Raw genomic sequence first — 17016 nt, 5'->3', positions numbered from 1 at the left:
GCTAGGACCGGTAGCGAGGCGGGGAGATCATCGACGACGGCGGGATCGCGGCGTGCCCGGACACGCCGGGATCTCCCGATCGCAGCATCAGCTCCGCCACCGTCTCCTCCACGCTCTCGCGCAGCTCGACGTGCGACAGCAGGTCCGTCAGCCGCAGCACCGACAGCAGGTGGTCGGACGGACGGACCACGTAGATCTGCCCGCTGCCCTCCTCGGCCATCCGCTGCATGGCCATCGCCAGCACCCCGATGACCGACGAGTCGTAGAAGTCGAGGTCGGCCAGGTCGAACACGAGGGTGGGGCCGGGCGACCAGTCCCAGACGGCGTTGATGCGGGCGCTGAACCTGGCCCGTCCCGCGTGGTCGAGCACGCCGCTGGCGCGCATGACCGTGCAATGGAGATGCCGGGTCGTCTCAATTCGCAAACCGCTCATGCCCACACGAATCAACTGCCCGCTCAGCGGCGTAATCACAGGTGATCGCTATTTTTCCGGGTTCCATCGGGCACCGTCGTCCCCGCGGCCACCAAGAGGACCGTTGACCAGCTTGCGCATGAGCTCGCTCAGCGTCTCGACGTCCTCGGGCGTGCGCGGGGAGGCCAGGCAGGCCAGGTTGGCGGCGTGCTCGGTGAGGGCGTCGTCGATCACGCGCAGGCCCTCAGGGGGCTGTCAGTGGGCGGTGCCCGACTCCAGGGTGACGAGCGCGTCCGGGCAGGGGCCGAGGATCACCAGCAGCGGCGAGCCGGTCGGGCTGTCCAGCTCCAGCTCGGTGACGTTCCCGTGCACGGTCTGCGCGGGCGCCCCCAGGTCACCGTCCCTGAAGCTGATGATCCGCTCCACGGACGGCGCCGCCGCGTGCAGCAGCTTCCTGGTGGCGTGCCGCAGCCATCGCAGCTCGCTGTTGACCCGCCGCCAGGTGGCCGGGATCATGCTGACCGCCTCGGCCCGCGTCCCCAGCCGGAGCGTGACGCGCCCGCTCGACCCGAACCGGTCCTTCAGCACCGGGTTGACCACGAACATCCCGGACCGCAGCACCCGTACGCCCTGCCGGTTGACGTTGGCCAGCCCGCCCGCGCTGATCAGCGAGTACAGCTCGCAGCGCGACCCGTCGAGCGTGTCGGGGTCGTAGTCGGTCGGCGGCGGCTCCTCGAACACGACCCTGTCCAGCCGCACCCCGGCCACCCCGTCGGCGGCGACGCGCCCGGACACGGCCTCGCGCACCTCGTCGCAGACGCCGTCGCCCTCGGTGACGTCCAGCGCCTCGACGCAGACCAGGCCGTCGTCGGGGATCTCCTCAGGGGTGAGGTCGAACGCCACCTGGGCGTGCGCCTTCTTGCCGCGCAGCAGCACGCACTGGCGCAGCCGTCCCTGGGAGCGGACCTGCACGAGCCGCGGCAGCGTGGCGGCCTCGGTGCGGCCGGTGTGCCAGCCGCTCACGGACCGCTCGTCCGCCGACAGCGACACCAGCACCCGCAGCGGCCGTCCCTGCGCCGACACCTTGAACCCGGCCAGCCCCGACGTCTCGAACCTGCCGACGATCTGGCTGCCGCGCTGCAGCCGGTCGGTGACCTGGAGGGGGGCGAGCCGCCCGTTGGTCAGGTGGACGGGCGGGATGGCGGGAAGGATCACCTGGTCCAGGTCGGTGGCGGATCCTGCGCTGGTCATCGGATGCTCCTGGAGGGAATGGTCGGAATGCTGTGAAAGGTGCTCACCGGGCGTTCCCCAGGGGGATCAGCGCGGCGGGGTCGTGGAAGTCGAAGCGGGTGAGCATCGGCTCGCGCCGCTCCCACATCCGCCGCACCGCCGCGTACAGCGGATCCCCGCCCGGGTCCACGTGCCGCAGGTTGACGGCCAGCGCCCGCGCGTAGTCGTCCCCCTGCTCCCAGTGCGGCAGGAGCTGGCTGGGCACGTCGGACCCGCAGCGGCGCAGCCACGCCCACAGGCGGGCGCGCTCGCGCTGCTCGGGCCCGAGCACGGGCTCCCCCTTGACCTGCTTGGCGATGGCGTCGGCGAGCAGCCGGCGATGCTCGTACGGCGTGCCGGGCACGTGCGCGGCCCCGCAGGCGCCGCCCTCCGACCAGCCGGCCTGGATGACGGGGATGCCGAAGCCGGGCAGGTCGCTGTCGCCGAACGCGACGGCCACGTCCGTCATGCTCCACGACATGGTGGTGGACAGGGTTCCGTTGACGCACCGGATGCGGGGGTGGCCGGGCACGGGGTCGTGGAAGAGCCAGTTGGCCGACTCGTCGGCGGCGGCGTAGCCGACGGTGGCGTCGAACAGCTCCGCGTCCCGCTCGGGCGTGTGGCGGAGCACCGCGATGGTGGGCCGGTCGGCGTCGATGCCGAGGCGGGCGCAGCCGTGGTGGCGCAACTGCCGGCGCTCGGTGTCCGTACGGACCTGGTAGCCGCTCTTGTTCCGCCAGGCGACCCGCTCGGCGCCGGGCCTGATGAGGTCCCTGTGCGGCCAGACGTGCCGTTCGAAGAAGGCGCCGATCCTGGCGGGCAGCTCGTCGCGCATGGAGCACGGGCCCTGGTCGGGGAAGAGCGCGTAGGCCTGCAGCGTCCCGGATCCGTGCACGTGCACGACAGGCAGGTCGCGCGGCACGGCGCGGTCGGCCCGGCTGGTGACCAGCGCGAGGGGCGGCGCTTCCGGCCGCGGCTCCTGGACGGCGCCGTACGCGCGCGCCAGCGGCATCCACTCCGGCCGGGTCAGCACGGCCAGCCGCGCGGAGAGCAGCCCGCAGACGGCCCTGGCGACCGTGAGCGTGCGCGCCACGACCCGCAGGTCCTCGTCGTACGCCTCCGCCACGACGCACCCGTCACCGCCGGGGCCGTTCCCCCAGCAGGCCCTGGCGGCGGCGAGCAGCCGATCGACGTGCCCGCCGTCACCGCCGACGCGACGACGCATAGCCCCTCCACCAAGAAATGCCTCGGTGGAACGTTGCCAGACGGGCCCGCGAAGGCCGCGCGGGCGACACGGTTCTTTGCCTCAGCCTGGGGGAACCTCGAACAACCTCAGAGATCTCAGGAGCCCCACGGTGCACGAAACCGCCGATGACCCCGATTCCGGCGAAAAACCCCGAACAATCCGGCCTTGCCGAACGTCCAAGTTTTTACCTGGAGCATGTCATGCCCGGGTTTAGGATGCACCGTATTGCCAGGATGGGGAGGTTTTACCAGCATGGGTTCCCGTTTGTCGAGTGTCGCACGCCTGACGGCGGCGGCTGCCGCGGCCGGTGTGGTCGCCGCGGCGATCGCCCTGCCCGCGGTCGGGGGTACAGGAGCGATGTTCGTCTCGGCATCCGAGGACCTGGGCATCAAACCCGAGGACCTCACGGAGCCGCCCCTGGCGGAGAAGACCACGGTCCTGGACGCCGAGGGCAATCCGATCGCCCAGTTCTACGAGGAGTACCGCGAGACGATCTCGCTCGACCAGGTCGCCCCGATCATGAAGACGGCGATCATCTCGATCGAGGACTTCCGCTTCTACGAGCACGGCGCCATCGACATCGAGGGCACCATCCGGGCCCTGGCCAAGAACTTCACCTCGGGCGGCATCGCCCAGGGCGGCTCGTCGATCACCCAGCAGTACGTCAAGCAGGTGCTGCTCAACTCGGCGACCACCAAGGAGGAGCAGGAGGCGGCGCTGGAGGCCAGCTACGGCCGCAAGCTCCGTGAGCTGCGCTACGCGATGGCGGTCGAGGAGAAGTACACCAAGGACCAGATCCTGGAGAAGTACCTCAACATCGCCTACTTCGGCGCGCACGCCAACGGCATCGAGGCGGCGGCCAAGCGCTTCTTCGGTGTGAAGGCCTCCGAGCTGAGCCTGGTGCAGGCCGCCACCCTGGCCGGCGCCGTGCAGGACCCCAACGCGACGGACCCCAACCTGGGCAAGAAGCAGCGGGCGAAGCTGCTGTCGCGGCGCAACGTGGTGCTCGACCGGATGGCCGAGCTGAAGAAGATCACTCCTGAGGAGGCGGCCGCGGCCAAGAAGAAGCCGCTGGGCTACAAGGGCACTCCCCTGCCCGGCGGCTGCGAGGCCAGCCCCTATCCGTACTTCTGCATGTACGTGCGCAACGAGATCCTCAGCAACTCGGACTTCGGCAAGACGGCCAAGGCCAGGAGCCAGTACCTCAACCGGGGCGGCCTGACGATCCAGACCACGCTGAACCCGAAGATGCAGAAGGCCGCCGAGAACGCGATCAAGAAGCACGTGTTCGCCTCCGACAACCCGGTCGCCTCCGAGGCGCTGGTGCAGCCGGGCACGGGGCAGATCAAGGCGATGGCCGCCAGCCGCAAGTACGGCAACAACAAGCGCAAGAAGGAGATGTCGTACAACGTCGTGGCGGACGCCCAGCACGGCGGCGGCGTCGGCTTCCAGGCGGGTTCGACGTTCAAGACGTTCACGCTGATCACCGCCCTCAAGGAGGGCATGAAGCTGAACGACGGGTTCTCGGTCGGCAGCGGCTACCGCGCGCCGTACTACTCCACGTTCAAGAACTGCAAGGGCGAGAACATCGGCGACCCCACCCACACCGTCACCAACGACGAGGGCGGCGGCGGCTTCAAGTCGTTGAAGACCGGCACCTGGGGGTCGGTGAACACCTTCTTCATGAAGCTGGAGGAGCACGTCGGCCTCTGTGACACGATCAAGACCGCCAAGTCGCTGGGCATCAAGCGCTCCGACGGCCTGAACCTGACCGAGTACGAGACGTTCACGCTGGGCACCAACGAGATGGACCCGGTGACGGTGGCCAACGCCTACGCGGCGATCGGCGCGCGCGGCAAGTACTGCGCCCCGATGGCGATCACCAAGATCACCGACCGCAACGGCAAGGTGACGAACTTCAAGCCGAAGTGCAAGCAGGCTCTGGACCCGGAGGTCGCGGACGCGGCGGCGGACATCCTGTCCGGCGTGTTCACCCAGGGCACGATGCGCAGCGTCGGAGGCATCGGGCGGCCCGCCGCGGGCAAGACCGGCACCACCGACGCGCAGGCCAGCGCCTGGTTCGCCGGGTTCACGCCGGACCTGGCCGGGGCGGTCAGCATCGGTGACTCGCGCGGCGCGCAGAAGTACAAGCTGAACGGCGTCACCATCGGCGGCCGGTACTACGCCTCGGTCTTCGGCGCCTCGATCCCCGGGCCGATCTGGAAGGACACCATGCTCGCCGCCCTGAAGGGCACGCCGGCGACGGACTTCACCCCGGTGAACAGCGCCCGCTTCGGCGGCTGCGGCTCCGGCTGCGCGCCGGTCGAGCGTACCGAGCCGGAGGGCGAAGAGGACGGGACGCTCGACGACGTGGACATCGCCGATTTCGGCTGATCTCAGGTAGGAAGGGTTTCCTGATCGCCGGATGTGACAAATCGGGCATGGACAATATGTCGTGATCCACATCCGGCACAGAAACCTCTGTCGGTTACCAGTGCCTCTAGCTGAGCAAATTCGGAGTGCGTCCGTACTGCGGGACGCACTCCTTGCAAAGGCCCTATTAACAGCGGCGAAACATTGGTAACGTGGGAGCGCTCCCAGGATCTTTCCGCGAGGTGCTCCATGACCGAGCAGCCCACACTGGCACAGGTGGCGGCCGCTGCAGGGGTTTCCCCCGCGACCGCATCTCGAGTCCTCACAGGCTCGGTGCGGGTCAGTACCTCGACCCGCCGCCAAGTCTACGACGCCGTGTCCCGAATGGGATACGTCCGACAACGCGCGCCCCGGGGAACGGCCGCCAAGACCATGGCCGACGGCGTCACAGCCGTCGTCTGCGACCACCTTCCCCGGCTCTTCTCCGAGCCCTACTACGCCAGGCTCCTGTCCGCAGCGGGCGCCGTGATAGCCGAGCACGGCACCCACCTCATGGTGACCACCGTCACCCCCACCTCCTCCACGCTGCCCGCCTTATCCGGCGCGGTGCTCATCGTGGGCGCGAGAGAGCGTCACCCCCTGGCGATCAAGTTATCCACCTCGGGCGTTCCCGTCCGCAACATCGGACGCCCGCCCCACGACCTCAAATTGCCGTACGCCGACGTCGACAACTTCGACGGCGGCAGGCAGGCGGCCGAGCACTTCCTGCTGACGGGCCGCCGAAATGTGGCGGCCATCGGCGGCCCGCCGTCCTTACCCGGCGCCCGGGACCGGCTGGAAGGTCTCGTACGGACCCTCCAGGCGGCGGGCGCACCCGACGTCCCCGTCGCCTACGGCGACTTCACCGCCGCCTCGGGCACCCACGCCATGCAATGGCTGTTACGCCACGCCCCCGGCCTCGACGCCGTCTTCGTCGCCTCCGACCTGATGGCGGCGGGCGCGATCCAGGCCCTGCGCAGAGCGGGGCGCAAGGTGCCGGCGGACGTGGCGGTGATCGGGTTCGACGACGCCCCGGTCGCCAGGCACACCGTCCCGGCCCTGACCACCATCCGCCAGCCTGTCGAGGAGCTAGCCACGGTCGCCACCCGGCTGCTTCTGACGGGGGCCGCGGGGATCGACCCCGTACTCCCCACGGAACTGGTCGTCCGTGAGTCGGCTTGAGCCCGGGGACGTACTGGCCCGCAGGTATCTGTTGCTGGACCCGCTGGCCCGCGGAGGCATGTCGGTCATCTGGCGTGCCTTCGACCAGTCCCTGCACCGGATGATCGCGGTCAAGGTGCTCACGGCCTCGCTGCACACCGACCCGGGAGAACGGGTCAGCGTGCGCAGCGAGGCCCGCGCCGCGGCCAGGTTCATCCACGCCGACTCCATCGAGATCTACGACTACGGGGAGACCGTCACCACGAGCGGCGGCGTCGCGGCGTACGTCGTGATGCCGCTGCTCGACGGCACCCCGCTGGCCGAACGCATCGAGAAGGGCCCGCTGCCGTGGCACGAGGCCGCGGCCATCGCGCTGCGGCTGGCCCGCGTGCTGATGGCCGGGCACGCCCGCGGCCTGGTACACAGGGACGTCACCGCCGAGAACGTGCTGCTCACCGCCGACGGGCCCAAGCTGCTCGACTTCGGCATCGCGGCGTGGGCCGGCGACCCCGACGACGACCGCGGCACCCCTCCCTACGTGGCCCCCGAGCGGCTGCTCGGCGCGCCGACCCATCCGGCCGTGGACGTCTACGCCCTCGGCGTGCTGCTGCACACCATGCTCACCGGGCGCACCCCGTACCCGGGGACGACGTGGGAGGAGATCGAGGCCGCGCACAGGACCGAGCCGCCGCCCCGCGTGCCGGGCGTGCCGTACGCGCTGGCCTCGCTCTGCCAGCGCTGCCTGGCGCACGAGCCGGAGGACCGGCCGACGGCGGCGCAGATCGTCTCGGGGCTGACCTCCACGCTCGGCACGGCGACGCTGGGCCGCCACGTGCGGCGCGGGCTCACGGTGGCCAGCTCGGCGGCTCTCGCGCTGTCGGCGCTGCTGTGGTTCCAGCAGACGCCGGCGCCCGAGCCGCTGCCGAAGCCCACCCCGCCGGCGCCGTCGCCCACGGCCAAGCTGATCGAGCGCACGCCCAGCTCGGTGATCACCGTGGAGCAGGCCGCGGCCGGCTTCAAGACCGTGCTCAGGGCGCGCACCCCGTGCGGCGCGACCGACGACGACGTGGTGCTCGACCTCACCCAGGTGCTCCAGGACGCGGTCACGCCGCGGCACGGCCCCTCCGCGCAGACGAGCGGCACCGGGAACCTGCGCCAGAAGCTGTCCGACCGCCTCAGGGAGGGCAGGCTCAGCCCCGCCTGCCTGAGCGAGCTGGAGGCCAGGCTGGACGACATCGACACCGCCCTGCGCCACGACTGACTCGGACTTTTGATGAGGGGTACGGCAGCACCAGCCGTACCCCTCCATCGCGCGGGCGAGGGCCCCTCGCAAAGCGTGCCCGCGCGAGCTTCTAGGCGCAGGTGTAGCCGCTGGGCACCTGCGTGTTCCCGTTCGGCCGCGTGGCCTGGTAGCCGAACGAGGTACTGGCGCCGGGCGCCAGGCTCCCGTTGTGGGCCAGGCTCCTGACCGTCACCGTGCCGCCGCTGACGGTGTAGGTCGCGTTCCAGATGCCGGTGATCGTGTGCCCGGACGGCAGCGGGAAGGTGACGGTCCAGCCGTTCATCGCCGAGGTGCCGCGGTTGGCGACGGTGACGGGCTGGATGACGTACCCGTTGTTCCAGGCGGTCTGGGTGGTGGGCGTGACGGCGCAGCTCCCGCCGCCCCCGCCGCCGGGCTGGGTGGTGAGCGTGACGATCGCCGAGTCGGGCGAGACGTTGCCCGCGGCGTCCCTGGCCCTGATCCGGTAGCGGTAGGTGGTGGACGGGCTCAGGCCGGTGTCGGTGAAGGAGGTGGCGCTGCCGCCGCCGACCCTGGTGAAGGTGTCGCCGGTGGCGCGCATGACGTCGTACCCGGTCACGCCCACGTTGTCGGTGGAGGCGGCCCAGGTGAGGGTGGCGCCGGAGGAGGTGACGTTGGCGGCCGACGGCGTGCCGGGGGTGCTCGGCGGGGTGGTGTCGGTGGTGCCGCCGCCCGAGCCGAACGAGAAGGAGTTGACCGCCAGGCCCGCGCCGCCGATCCAGGGCTCGAAGCCGGCCTGGACGCTGGTCATGTACCACGACCGCTGGGCGTAGCCGCGGCTGACCGCGTCGGCGTAGAAGGTGTCGATCGTGAAGTCGAGCGAGGAGGTGGCCGAGGTCCGCACGTACGAGATCACGTTCCAGCCGGAGTTGCCGAACCACACCTGCCAGGTGCCGCCGGCCAGGTTGACGGTGCCGACCGGGGAGCCGACCGGCTGGATCGAGCCCTGCCGGTTGAGCCAGATCATCAGCTCGGCCCCGGTGTTCTGGCCGTCGGTGCGCGGGGTGGGGTCGAACCAGATGTCGTAGGCCGCGTCCCAGGTGCCGCCGCCCGGGTAGGTCATGCTCACGCTGGAGCGCAGCGAGCCGAACCCCGAGGCGCTGGCCTGCATGGGCAGCCCGCTGCCCGTGCTGCAGTTGGCGTAGTGGCAGCCCGCGTAGATCGCCGGGTACGACGCGGGAGCGCCGTTGGTCGGCTTGTTGTGCGCCGCCTGGGTGACCGTGAAGCCACCGCTCTGGTTGACGTCGATGCACTGGGCCGTGTCGGCGCCCCAGACGTTGTTGATGACGACGTAGCGGCCGTTCTGGATGGTCGTGGAGCCGAACTTCTCGCAGATCACCGGCGCGGCCTGGGCCGGGACGGCGAACAGGCCCAGGGCGACCAGCGCCCCGACGATCAGGAAGATGTGCGCGTGCCTCATGGCGTGTTGCTCCCGCCTCTCTGACAGGGGAGTGTAGTGGGAGCGCTCCCACTCCTCACCCTCCTTTGGGGTCACGAACCGAGCAAGCCGCCCATGCCGCAAACGATCTGGAGCGGGCCAGGCCACCAGCGGAAACCGTGACCAAGATCGGTTGAAAGTTTCACTCGGCGTTGTCGGATCCGCGCCGCGCGTGATTCAATGCGCTGGCCGGGCGGGCAGGTCGTGGGCAGGTTTCCTCTGTCGTCAGCGCAAGGGAATCCCCATGAAGTTCTTCAAGTCGGCGGCGATCACCGCCGTCCTGGTCCTGATCAGCAGTCTCCTGATGGCCCCCACGCAGGCGCAGGCTCACGGCGTGTCGATGTTCCCCGGCAGCCGTACGTTCCTGTGCTGGCAGGACGGTCTGCGGGAGAACGGGCAGATCCTCCCCTACAACCCCGCGTGTGCCGCAGCGGTCAACCAGAGCGGCGCGACCCCCTTGTACAACTGGTTCGCGGTGCTGCGCTCCGACGGCGCGGGCCGGACCACCGGGTTCATCCCCGACGGGCAGATCTGCAGCGGCGGCACCGGCGGGCCCTATGACTTCTCGGCCTACAACGCGGTCCGCTCCGACTGGCCGCTGACCCACTTGACCTCCGGGGCGAGCATCCAGATGCGGCACAGCAACTGGGCCGAGCACCCCGGCTCGTTCAACTACTACGTCACCAAGAACGGCTGGAACCCCAACGGGCCGCTGAAGTGGTCCGACCTGGAGCCGTTCGGCAGCGTCACCAACCCGCCCAAGTCGGGCGGCGCGGGCGGCCTCAACTACTACTACTGGAACGCCCAGCTCCCGTCCGGCAAGAGCGGCCGGCACATCATCTTCACGCACTGGATCCGCTCGGACAGCAACGAGAACTTCTACAGCTGCTCCGACGTCACCTTCGACGGCGGCAACGGCCAGGTCACCGGTGTCGGCCCCGGCGGCAGCAGCCCCGGCCCGACCCCGACCGTGACGCCCACCGACCCGGCCCCCACCGGCGCCTGCACGGCCACGTGGAAGGCCACCAACACCGGCTGGGCCGGCCACTTCCAGGGCGAGGTGACCGTCAAGAACAGCAGCTCCAGCTCGATCAACGGCTGGACGGTCAAGTGGACCTACGCCAACGGTGAGGGCTTCGACGGCTCACCGTGGAACGGCGTGCTGACCACGCAGGCCCCCAACGTGACGGTCAAGAACGCCAGCTACAACGGGCAGCTCGCGCCGAACGCGACCACCGCGTTCGGGTTCAACGCGACAGGCTCGGTCCCGGCCACCGCCCCGACCTTGACCTGCACCAGCCCGTGATCAAAACCCGTCGCGGGCTCATCGCGGCGAGCGTCACCCTGGCCGGCGTCGTGCTGGCCGGGGTGACGTTCTTCGTTGCCAGGCAGCCGTCATCGACGCTCAACGACGAGCTCGCCGCCCAGGTGACCTTGATCCTGGAGCAGGCCTCGCCAGGCGAGCACCACGCCCACGGGCACAGCGGCTTCGACTCCCGCGTCGTGTGCGCCGTGGAGCCCTTCGGCACCGAGCCGCCGGACGCCACCTCGCTGGTCGAGGTGCGCTGGGTCTACGCCCGCCACCTGTGCGCGATCACCGGGGAGAGCCCTGACTGGGCGGCCTCCGTGCGCGCTTCCGGGCCGATCGCCGTCAAGATCGACATCCCGCCCGAGGTCAGGGTGCCCAAGGCCGGGGCCGGCTATCCGGACCGGGTCAGGCAGCTCATCCCCGAGCGCTACCACGTGCCGGCGTTCGAGGAGTTCTCGGACGACTCGGCGATCGAAGCCGCGCGCGAGCGGTTCGCGCTGGCCTCCTCGACAGCCAAATAGCAGCCACCAAGAAAAACGGACGCGGCCGAAGTGGAGGTTTTCGGCCGCGTCCGTCCCATCCGGGCGGGGATGGTTTTCGGGCAGGGATTCGATGGGTTAGTGCCTCACCTCCTCATACGCACCTGCTGATCGGGCGGTTCAGGTGGAACCGCCCCCGCCGCGGCTGCGGCGGGGGCGGGATCGTGGGTCAGGCCGGGGTGCAGGTGATCGGGTTCGGAGCGGTGGAAGTCCCGTTGGCGATGAAGCCGAACGTGGTCGTCGCGTTCCGCGCGAGCGAGCCGTTCCACGTCTCGTTCCTGACCGTCACCGTTCCGCCGGACACCGTGTGCCTGCCTCCCCAGAGCTGCGTGATCGTGTTCGAGGAGCTCCAGGCGACCGTCCAGGCGCTGGTCGCGGACGTGCCGGTGTTCTGCACCGTCACCTCCGCCTGGTACGCGCCGCCCCACGAGCCGATCACCTTGTAGGTGGCCGTGCACCCGCCGGCCGGCGTGCTGGTGGTGGTGAACACGGTGCCGTCGGAGGCGGCCGAGCTGTTGCCCGCCGCGTCCCTGGCCACCACGGTCACCGTGTACGCGGTGCCGGGCGTCAGCCCGCTCAGGTCGAACGACGTCGTCGTGGCCGTGCCTGCCTTGGCGGACCCCAGGTAGACGTCGTAGCCGGTCACGCCGACGTCGTCGGTGGACGCCGCCCAGCTCGCCCGCGCACCCGTCGCGGTGATCCCGGACACCGAGGGCTTGCCGGGCTTGCTGGGCGGCGTCCCGTCCACGGTGCCCGACGTGGTGAACGCCGTGCCGTCGGACTGCGCCGAGGTGTTGCCCGCCGCGTCCCTGGCCACCACGTGGGCGGTGTAGGCCGTGGCGGGGGTGAGACCGCTCAGGTCGAACGTCGTCGTGGTGGCCGTGCCTGCCTTGGCGGACCCCAGGTAGACGTCATAGCCGGTCACGCCGACGTTGTCGGTGGAGGCCGTCCAGCTCAGCCTGGCCGAGGAGCCCGTGATCGCCGAGACGGCGGGCTTGCCCGGCTTGCTGGGCGCGGTCGTGTCCTCCTCCACCGGACCTGGCGGCTCACCCCAGATCTTGGTGGCGCCGCTGTAGAGGGTGATGTGGTCGGTACGCGCCGGCGTCGTGCCGGGCGTGGTGGGGATGCCCGCGTAGGACCAGTCGTTGGCCGGGTCCCAGGTCCCCGAGCTGCTGATCCTGAACTGCACCTCCCTGCGGTGCTGCGACTGCCCGGCAGGCGCGATGACCTGGCCCGAGCAGTCGATCGCCACGTAGTACGTGCTGCCGCTCGCCTGGTGCAGCGTCGGCGCCTTGCACTGCGTGTAGGCCGACGACACGCTGATCTGCGAGGCGGTCGTCGAGCCGTCGAGGGTGAAGTAGTAGCGGAACGAGCCGTCGGACAGGACCCTGGCGGGCCACGCCGACTGGTTGCGGACCAGCGCCTTGATCTCGGTGAAGTTCGTGCCGGAGGCGTTCACCCCGGCCTCGACGAAGATCTCCGGCCCGTCCGGGGTCTCCTGCGCGGGGAAGTTCGCCGCCGGGGCCCCGCCGTACTCCTTGTAGAGCCTGGCCAGCGCGCTGGTGAAGCCGGCGTTGTAGTCGGTGGCGACCTCGTTCATGACGTAGTCGTCACGCTTGTCGGTGTAGGCGTCGTTCGGGTCGGGCGGGCCGCCGACGAGCGCCCCGTACAGGGTGTGGCGCGTCTGCTCGGGGTTGGTGATCTGGTCGGTCCACGAGCCGTGCGCCGTGCGGTGGTGCGGGTTCTTCGGCGCGTTGGCGCCGAAGCCGATCAGGTACGACGAGTTGCGCGGGTTGTCGCCGAGCGCGTAGCCGATCTGCCGCACCGCGAAGTCGTGGTAGCGGGTCTTGCGCGTGGCGTCGGTGATCGTGTCGCTGTGCACGAGCGCCGCGAACGCGGTGTTGGCCGCGTAGCGCAGCGAGCCCCACCGGTCCAGGACGGCCTGGCCGCCCGGCGAGTACGCCACCTTCGAGCCGTTCACGCCGACCGTCCACCAGTCGAGCCAGCGGTTGGCGTCGTCCAGGTACTGCTGCTTGCCGGTCAGCTTGTGCAGCAGCACGTACGCGCCGTACGACTTGTCGTCCCAGGCGATCGTCCACTTGTAGGACTTGGTGGTGGTCTGCGGCTCGGTGCCCAGGCCGGCGTAGCCGCTCTCGGCCTTGGCCAGGTACGAGGCGTCGTTCGTGGCCCGGTAGAGCCAGATCGCGCCCCACACCAGCTCGTCGTTGTAGCCGCTCCAGGAGTTGTAGAAGCTGGAGGCGTCGGTGATGCACTCGCTGTACTTCTTCCTGACCGTGTCGGCGAAGGAGTAGAGCTGCTTGGCGTGCGTCACCAGCGTGTCGGCATACGACGGATTCGTCGGGCGGAAGACGATCGAGGAGGCCGCCATCGCCGCCGCCGTCTCGCCCGCCAGGTCCGACCCGCCGCACGACGCGTCGATCTTGTACGCGGGCCGGTTCATCGCCATCGCCTCGGCCGGGCCCCACCAGGCGTGGTCCGTGCCGCCGTTGCCGACCTGCCCGTACAGCACGTTCGCCGACGGGTGGGCCTTGATGAAGTAGTCGTTGACGTACTTGAGGTTGTTCAGCAGGTGGGTGAGCTGTCCTGAGCCCGCGTACGCGTCGCGGTACTCCACCGCGCCCCAGGCCAGCATGGTGGCGGAGAACGCCATCGGGAAGCCGAACTTGACGTGGTCGCCCGCGTCGTACCAGCCGCCCGTGAGGTCCACGCCCACGTCCTTGCCGTCGTTCAGGCCCGAGTCGCCGCGCCAGGAGACGCGGTTCCAGTCGGGCAGCGCGCCCGACTGCTGGGCCTCGTAGAACCACAGCGACTTCTGCAACGCCTCGCCGTACGCGAAGGGGGGCGCGGCGGCTTGTGTTGCGGCGTTCGCGGCAGAGGCCGCCGGCCCCACCCCTGCGGAGAGGGGCAGGACCAGCGACGCCGCAGCCAGGAGAGCTGCCTTTCTGATCACGGGAAGAGCCGCCCGTACTCGGCCAGGGCGACGGCCACGTCCACCTGCGCCCAGAACCGGTGGTAGTTGAAGACCGGCGCGGGGCCGGTGCCCTTGAGGAAGGCGTCCACCTTCGGCCAGTCCGGGTCGTTCTTGTAGAAGGACCGGATGGAGATGAAGGTCGAGCTGGAGTTGATCACATCGCCGTTCGGCATGTCGCCGGTCCAGCCCGGCGGCACGTACACCGGGTCGTCGATGCGGTTGTAGTCGGTCTTGGTCTCCGGCACCGAGACGCCCTTGGCGTCGCGGTTGCGCCACACGCCGTCGAGCAGCGCCTTGGCCGTGTCACGGGCCTCGGCGTGGTTGGCCTTGGCCGCGTAGTACATGAGCACCTTGGCGTAGGCGCCGGCGACGCCCACGTCCGTGGTGTGGTCGGCGACCGTGACGTGCAGGCCGGGGTTGGCCGGCGGCATGCCCGTGGTGGCGCTGAAGTTGCCCGCGGGCTGGCCCGTCCACCGCAGGGTGGAGGGGATCTGGTAGCTGCCGTCGGCGTTGATCGTGGTGTTGTCCAGCGCCCACGCCACCCACTTGTCCAGCAGCGCCTTGGCGTCGGCGTTGCCGGTGGCGTAGTAGAGCTGCGCCACCCGGTCCATCGTCCACGCCTGGAAGCCGAACCACTGGTTCGACGGCGGGTCGTGGTAGACCGGCTGCCAGTCGTAGGTCATGCCGTGGAACTTCGGCAGGCCCGCGGGCGGCGTGGCGTAGTGGCCCTCCCAGCTGTTGGTCGCGCCACCGGCGATGGCGCCCTCGGCCGACTGCAGCCACGTGTAGAACTGCAACTGCCTGGTCAGGCTGGTGCTCCAGTCGGTCGCGCCGGTGGAGCTCTTCGGCTTCAGCTCGGTCACGTTGGCCAGCGCCCAGGCCGCCAGCGGGTTCTGGTAACCGGAGTGGTTGTGGCTGGAGCCGATGCGCCACGCCCAGCCGGCGCTGGAGTCGGTCGCGCCGCCCCAGGCGTAGTACCAGCTCAGCAGGTAGTTCGAGGCGTTCTTGCCGGTGCCCGCCGGGCAGGACGTGCTCGTGCACCCCGGCTGCTTGAAGTACTTGTCGTACATCGAGTAGCGCAGGTAGTCGCCCATCTTGGCGGCCTTGGTCACCGTCGCGGAGATGTCCCCGGCCTTGTTCTGCTCCTTGGCCCAGGTCAGCGCCCAGTAGGCGGCCTGGACGGCGCGGGCGTCGGCGTCGGGGGCGTTGGTGTACTTCCACTGCTTGGCGTACGAGGCGTCCTTGGTGAACAGGTCCAGGTAGCCGTTGGGGCCGCCGTGGGCGAAGGTGTCGCACGACGGCTGCGGGATCGTCTCGAAGACCGACTCCTCCGGGCCGCGCTGGTAGGTGTTGATGTAGGCGGGCCTGGTGGTGCCGTCGCCGCAGCGGCCGAAGCCGTAGGTGTTGTCGACGTCCAGCAGCCAGTGCATGCCGTAGATGTCGCGGGTGCCGTACGCGGTCTGCAACTCGCTCGCGATCGGGTCGGTGCCGACCGTGACGCCGCTGTCGAGCTGCGCCGGGTAGTTGCTGATCGTGTTCGACTCCGGCGCGTACGTCGCCGGCTTCGAGGCGTTGTAGAAGCTGTTCGTCGGCTGGTCGGCGGTGGCCGGGATGATGTACTTCTCCATCGAGGCCCACGCGGCGTTGAACTTCGACCAGTCACCGGTCACGCGCCCGTAGGCCGCCTCCAGCCACAGGTAGTAGCTGTAGGCCTCGGACGTGGTCTCGTGCCCGTGGTCCGGCGCCTCGACCATGAAGGTCTCGATCGAGTGGTACGGCACGCCCTCGGGCGAGAAGTACCCGTTCGCCGGGTCGTGCAGCTCGTTGTACAGCTCGACGAAGCGCTGCACGTACACGTTGTTGCCGCCGACGTCGTCGTCCGCCTCGTTGGCGGTGACGTCCACGGCGGTGTAGCCGGTGGCGCTGACCCGGAAGACGGCCGAGCCGGCGGTCGTGTCGGTGTCGTTGGCCGCAGCCAGCGTGAAGGTCTGCTCGGTGTTCCAGTTGGACGGCGTGAACGTCCTGGACGCCGGCGAGACCGTGAGGTCGGTGTCACCGCTGACGCGGGCGGCGGAGACGGTCACGTTCGCCGACGGCGCCTGCGACAGCTTCACGCCGAAGTTCGCGGTGCCCGCCTCGGGCACCGACACCGTCGTCGGGCTCACCACGAGCGCCGGGCCGACGTTCGGCGAGACCGTGATCCCGACCGGCGAGGAGGTGGTGACCAGGCCGGCGTTGTCGGTCGCCCTGGCGGTGATCGAGTAGCTGCCCGCCGCCACGTTCGCCCAGTTGTAGCTGTACGGCGAGGAGGTGTCGGTGCCCAGCAGCGTGGAGCCCTGGTAGAAGTCGACCTTGGCGACGGTGCCGTCGGCGTCGGCGGCGTTCGCCGCGATCGGCACGGTGGCCGGGGCGGTGAACGTCTGGCCGGCGGTCGGCGAGGTCAGCGACACGGTGGGCGCGGTGCCCGTGCCGCCGCAGGTGACGCCGTTGACGCTGAACGACGTCGGGTTCGGGTTGCTGCCCGTCCAGGTGCCGTTGAAGCCGATGTTGGTGGAGGCGCCGGTGGCCAGGCTGCCGTTCCACGGCATGTTGGTGCCGGTCACGCGGGTGCCGGACTGACTCCAGTTGGCGCCCCAGCCGGACGGCGTGTACTTCTGCCCGGTGGTCGGGTAGTCGAAGGCCAGCGTCCACGACGTGATGGGGTCGCCGGTGTTCTTCAGCGTGATGTTGGCGGTGAAGCCGCCCTGGTTCTGGCCGCTCGTCCACTGGTTGGCCGCGTACGTCACGTCGCACGCCACGGCCGCCTGGGCGGGCACGGCCGTGACAGCCGAGGTCACACCCGCCACGAGGACAAGGGTCGTGGCCACGGCCAGGCGTTTCGATAAGCGGGTCACAAGAAGGGGAGGTCTGTACTTCACGAGGTCTCCATGGGAGTAGG

Annotated in this window: 12 protein-coding genes; 5 read left to right on the top strand and 7 right to left on the bottom strand. The window is 70.0% G+C overall.

The window, feature by feature from the left end; translation table 11 throughout:
• Nucleotide 1 precedes the first annotated feature (1 nt).
• From ABD331_RS29280 to ABD331_RS29265, 4 genes are read right to left on the bottom strand one after another with little or no spacing between them, the layout of a single operon-like run.
• Complete coding sequence (locus ABD331_RS29280; protein WP_344481318.1) at nucleotides 2-433, bottom strand: STAS domain-containing protein; 432 nt, start codon at nucleotides 431-433, stop codon at nucleotides 2-4.
• A 48-nt stretch (nucleotides 434-481) separates the two neighbouring features.
• Entirely contained in the window at nucleotides 482-646 is a 165-nt protein-coding gene (locus ABD331_RS29275) for a hypothetical protein (RefSeq protein WP_344481315.1), read from the bottom strand.
• A 21-nt stretch (nucleotides 647-667) separates the two neighbouring features.
• Nucleotides 668-1663, bottom strand: a complete 996-nt coding sequence (locus ABD331_RS29270) for a hypothetical protein (RefSeq protein WP_344481312.1) — start codon at nucleotides 1661-1663, stop codon at nucleotides 668-670.
• A gap of 43 nt (nucleotides 1664-1706) precedes the next feature.
• Entirely contained in the window at nucleotides 1707-2906 is a 1200-nt protein-coding gene (locus tag ABD331_RS29265; protein WP_344481310.1) for a hypothetical protein, read from the bottom strand.
• A gap of 273 nt (nucleotides 2907-3179) precedes the next feature.
• Between ABD331_RS29265 and ABD331_RS29260 the strand changes: the two genes are divergently transcribed.
• The 3 genes from ABD331_RS29260 to ABD331_RS29250 all read left to right on the top strand — a co-directional run bounded on the left by ABD331_RS29260 (nucleotide 3180) and on the right by ABD331_RS29250 (nucleotide 7761).
• Nucleotides 3180-5321: a transglycosylase domain-containing protein gene (locus tag ABD331_RS29260; protein WP_344481307.1), complete on the top strand. Its 2142-nt coding sequence runs from the start codon at nucleotides 3180-3182 to the stop codon at nucleotides 5319-5321.
• A 228-nt stretch (nucleotides 5322-5549) separates the two neighbouring features.
• A complete protein-coding gene (locus tag ABD331_RS29255) occupies nucleotides 5550-6521 on the top strand; it encodes a LacI family DNA-binding transcriptional regulator (protein ID WP_344481304.1) in 972 nt (323 codons plus the stop codon).
• Nucleotides 6508-7761 (top strand): serine/threonine-protein kinase, encoded by a 1254-nt coding sequence (locus tag ABD331_RS29250; RefSeq protein ID WP_344481301.1) that lies wholly within the window; start codon nucleotides 6508-6510, stop codon nucleotides 7759-7761. Before ABD331_RS29255 ends, ABD331_RS29250 begins: the two co-directional genes overlap by 14 nt.
• Nucleotides 7762-7852: 91 nt before the next feature.
• On the opposite strand, the gene ABD331_RS29245 is transcribed toward ABD331_RS29250, so the two are convergent.
• Nucleotides 7853-9220, bottom strand: coding sequence for a glycoside hydrolase family 12 protein (locus ABD331_RS29245; protein ID WP_344481295.1), 1368 nt, complete (start codon nucleotides 9218-9220; stop codon nucleotides 7853-7855).
• Nucleotides 9221-9482: 262 nt separating this feature from the next.
• Here ABD331_RS29245 and ABD331_RS29240 point away from each other — a divergent pair, with 262 nt between their 5' ends.
• Nucleotides 9483-10544, top strand: a complete 1062-nt coding sequence (locus ABD331_RS29240) for a lytic polysaccharide monooxygenase (RefSeq protein ID WP_344481293.1) — start codon at nucleotides 9483-9485, stop codon at nucleotides 10542-10544.
• Nucleotides 10541-11068 carry a hypothetical protein gene (locus ABD331_RS29235; protein WP_344481290.1) on the top strand — a complete coding sequence of 176 codons (528 nt, stop codon included), beginning with the start codon at nucleotides 10541-10543 and terminating at the stop codon, nucleotides 11066-11068. The genes ABD331_RS29240 and ABD331_RS29235 overlap by 4 nt, the downstream gene beginning before the upstream one ends.
• A gap of 187 nt (nucleotides 11069-11255) precedes the next feature.
• Here ABD331_RS29235 and ABD331_RS29230 read toward each other — a convergent pair whose 3' ends face one another.
• Nucleotides 11256-14111: a glycoside hydrolase family 9 protein gene (locus ABD331_RS29230; RefSeq protein WP_425566072.1), complete on the bottom strand. Its 2856-nt coding sequence runs from the start codon at nucleotides 14109-14111 to the stop codon at nucleotides 11256-11258.
• Entirely contained in the window at nucleotides 14054-16924 is a 2871-nt protein-coding gene (locus ABD331_RS29225) for a glycoside hydrolase family 48 protein (protein ID WP_344481286.1), read from the bottom strand. The genes ABD331_RS29230 and ABD331_RS29225 overlap by 58 nt, the downstream gene beginning before the upstream one ends.
• Between the last annotated feature and the right edge of the window lie 92 nt (nucleotides 16925-17016).

This window comes from Nonomuraea monospora (genome assembly GCF_039531895.1).
Lineage (GTDB): Bacteria > Actinomycetota > Actinomycetes > Streptosporangiales > Streptosporangiaceae > Nonomuraea > Nonomuraea monospora.
Note: the sequence above shows the minus strand (reverse complement) of the source record. Positions and strands in the feature narration are given on the sequence as shown.

Excerpts from the sequence above, each read along its gene's own strand:
- ABD331_RS29280 (WP_344481318.1), bottom strand. The coding sequence starts at position 433 with ATGAGCGGTTTGCGAATTGAGACGACCCGGCATCTCCATTGCACGGTC.
- ABD331_RS29265 (WP_344481310.1), bottom strand. The coding sequence starts at position 2,906 with ATGCGTCGTCGCGTCGGCGGTGACGGCGGGCACGTCGATCGGCTGCTC.
- ABD331_RS29240 (WP_344481293.1), top strand. The coding sequence starts at position 9,483 with ATGAAGTTCTTCAAGTCGGCGGCGATCACCGCCGTCCTGGTCCTGATC.
- ABD331_RS29260 (WP_344481307.1), top strand. The coding sequence starts at position 3,180 with ATGGGTTCCCGTTTGTCGAGTGTCGCACGCCTGACGGCGGCGGCTGCC.
- ABD331_RS29270 (WP_344481312.1), bottom strand. The coding sequence starts at position 1,663 with ATGACCAGCGCAGGATCCGCCACCGACCTGGACCAGGTGATCCTTCCC.
- ABD331_RS29245 (WP_344481295.1), bottom strand. The coding sequence starts at position 9,220 with ATGAGGCACGCGCACATCTTCCTGATCGTCGGGGCGCTGGTCGCCCTG.
- ABD331_RS29255 (WP_344481304.1), top strand. The coding sequence starts at position 5,550 with ATGACCGAGCAGCCCACACTGGCACAGGTGGCGGCCGCTGCAGGGGTT.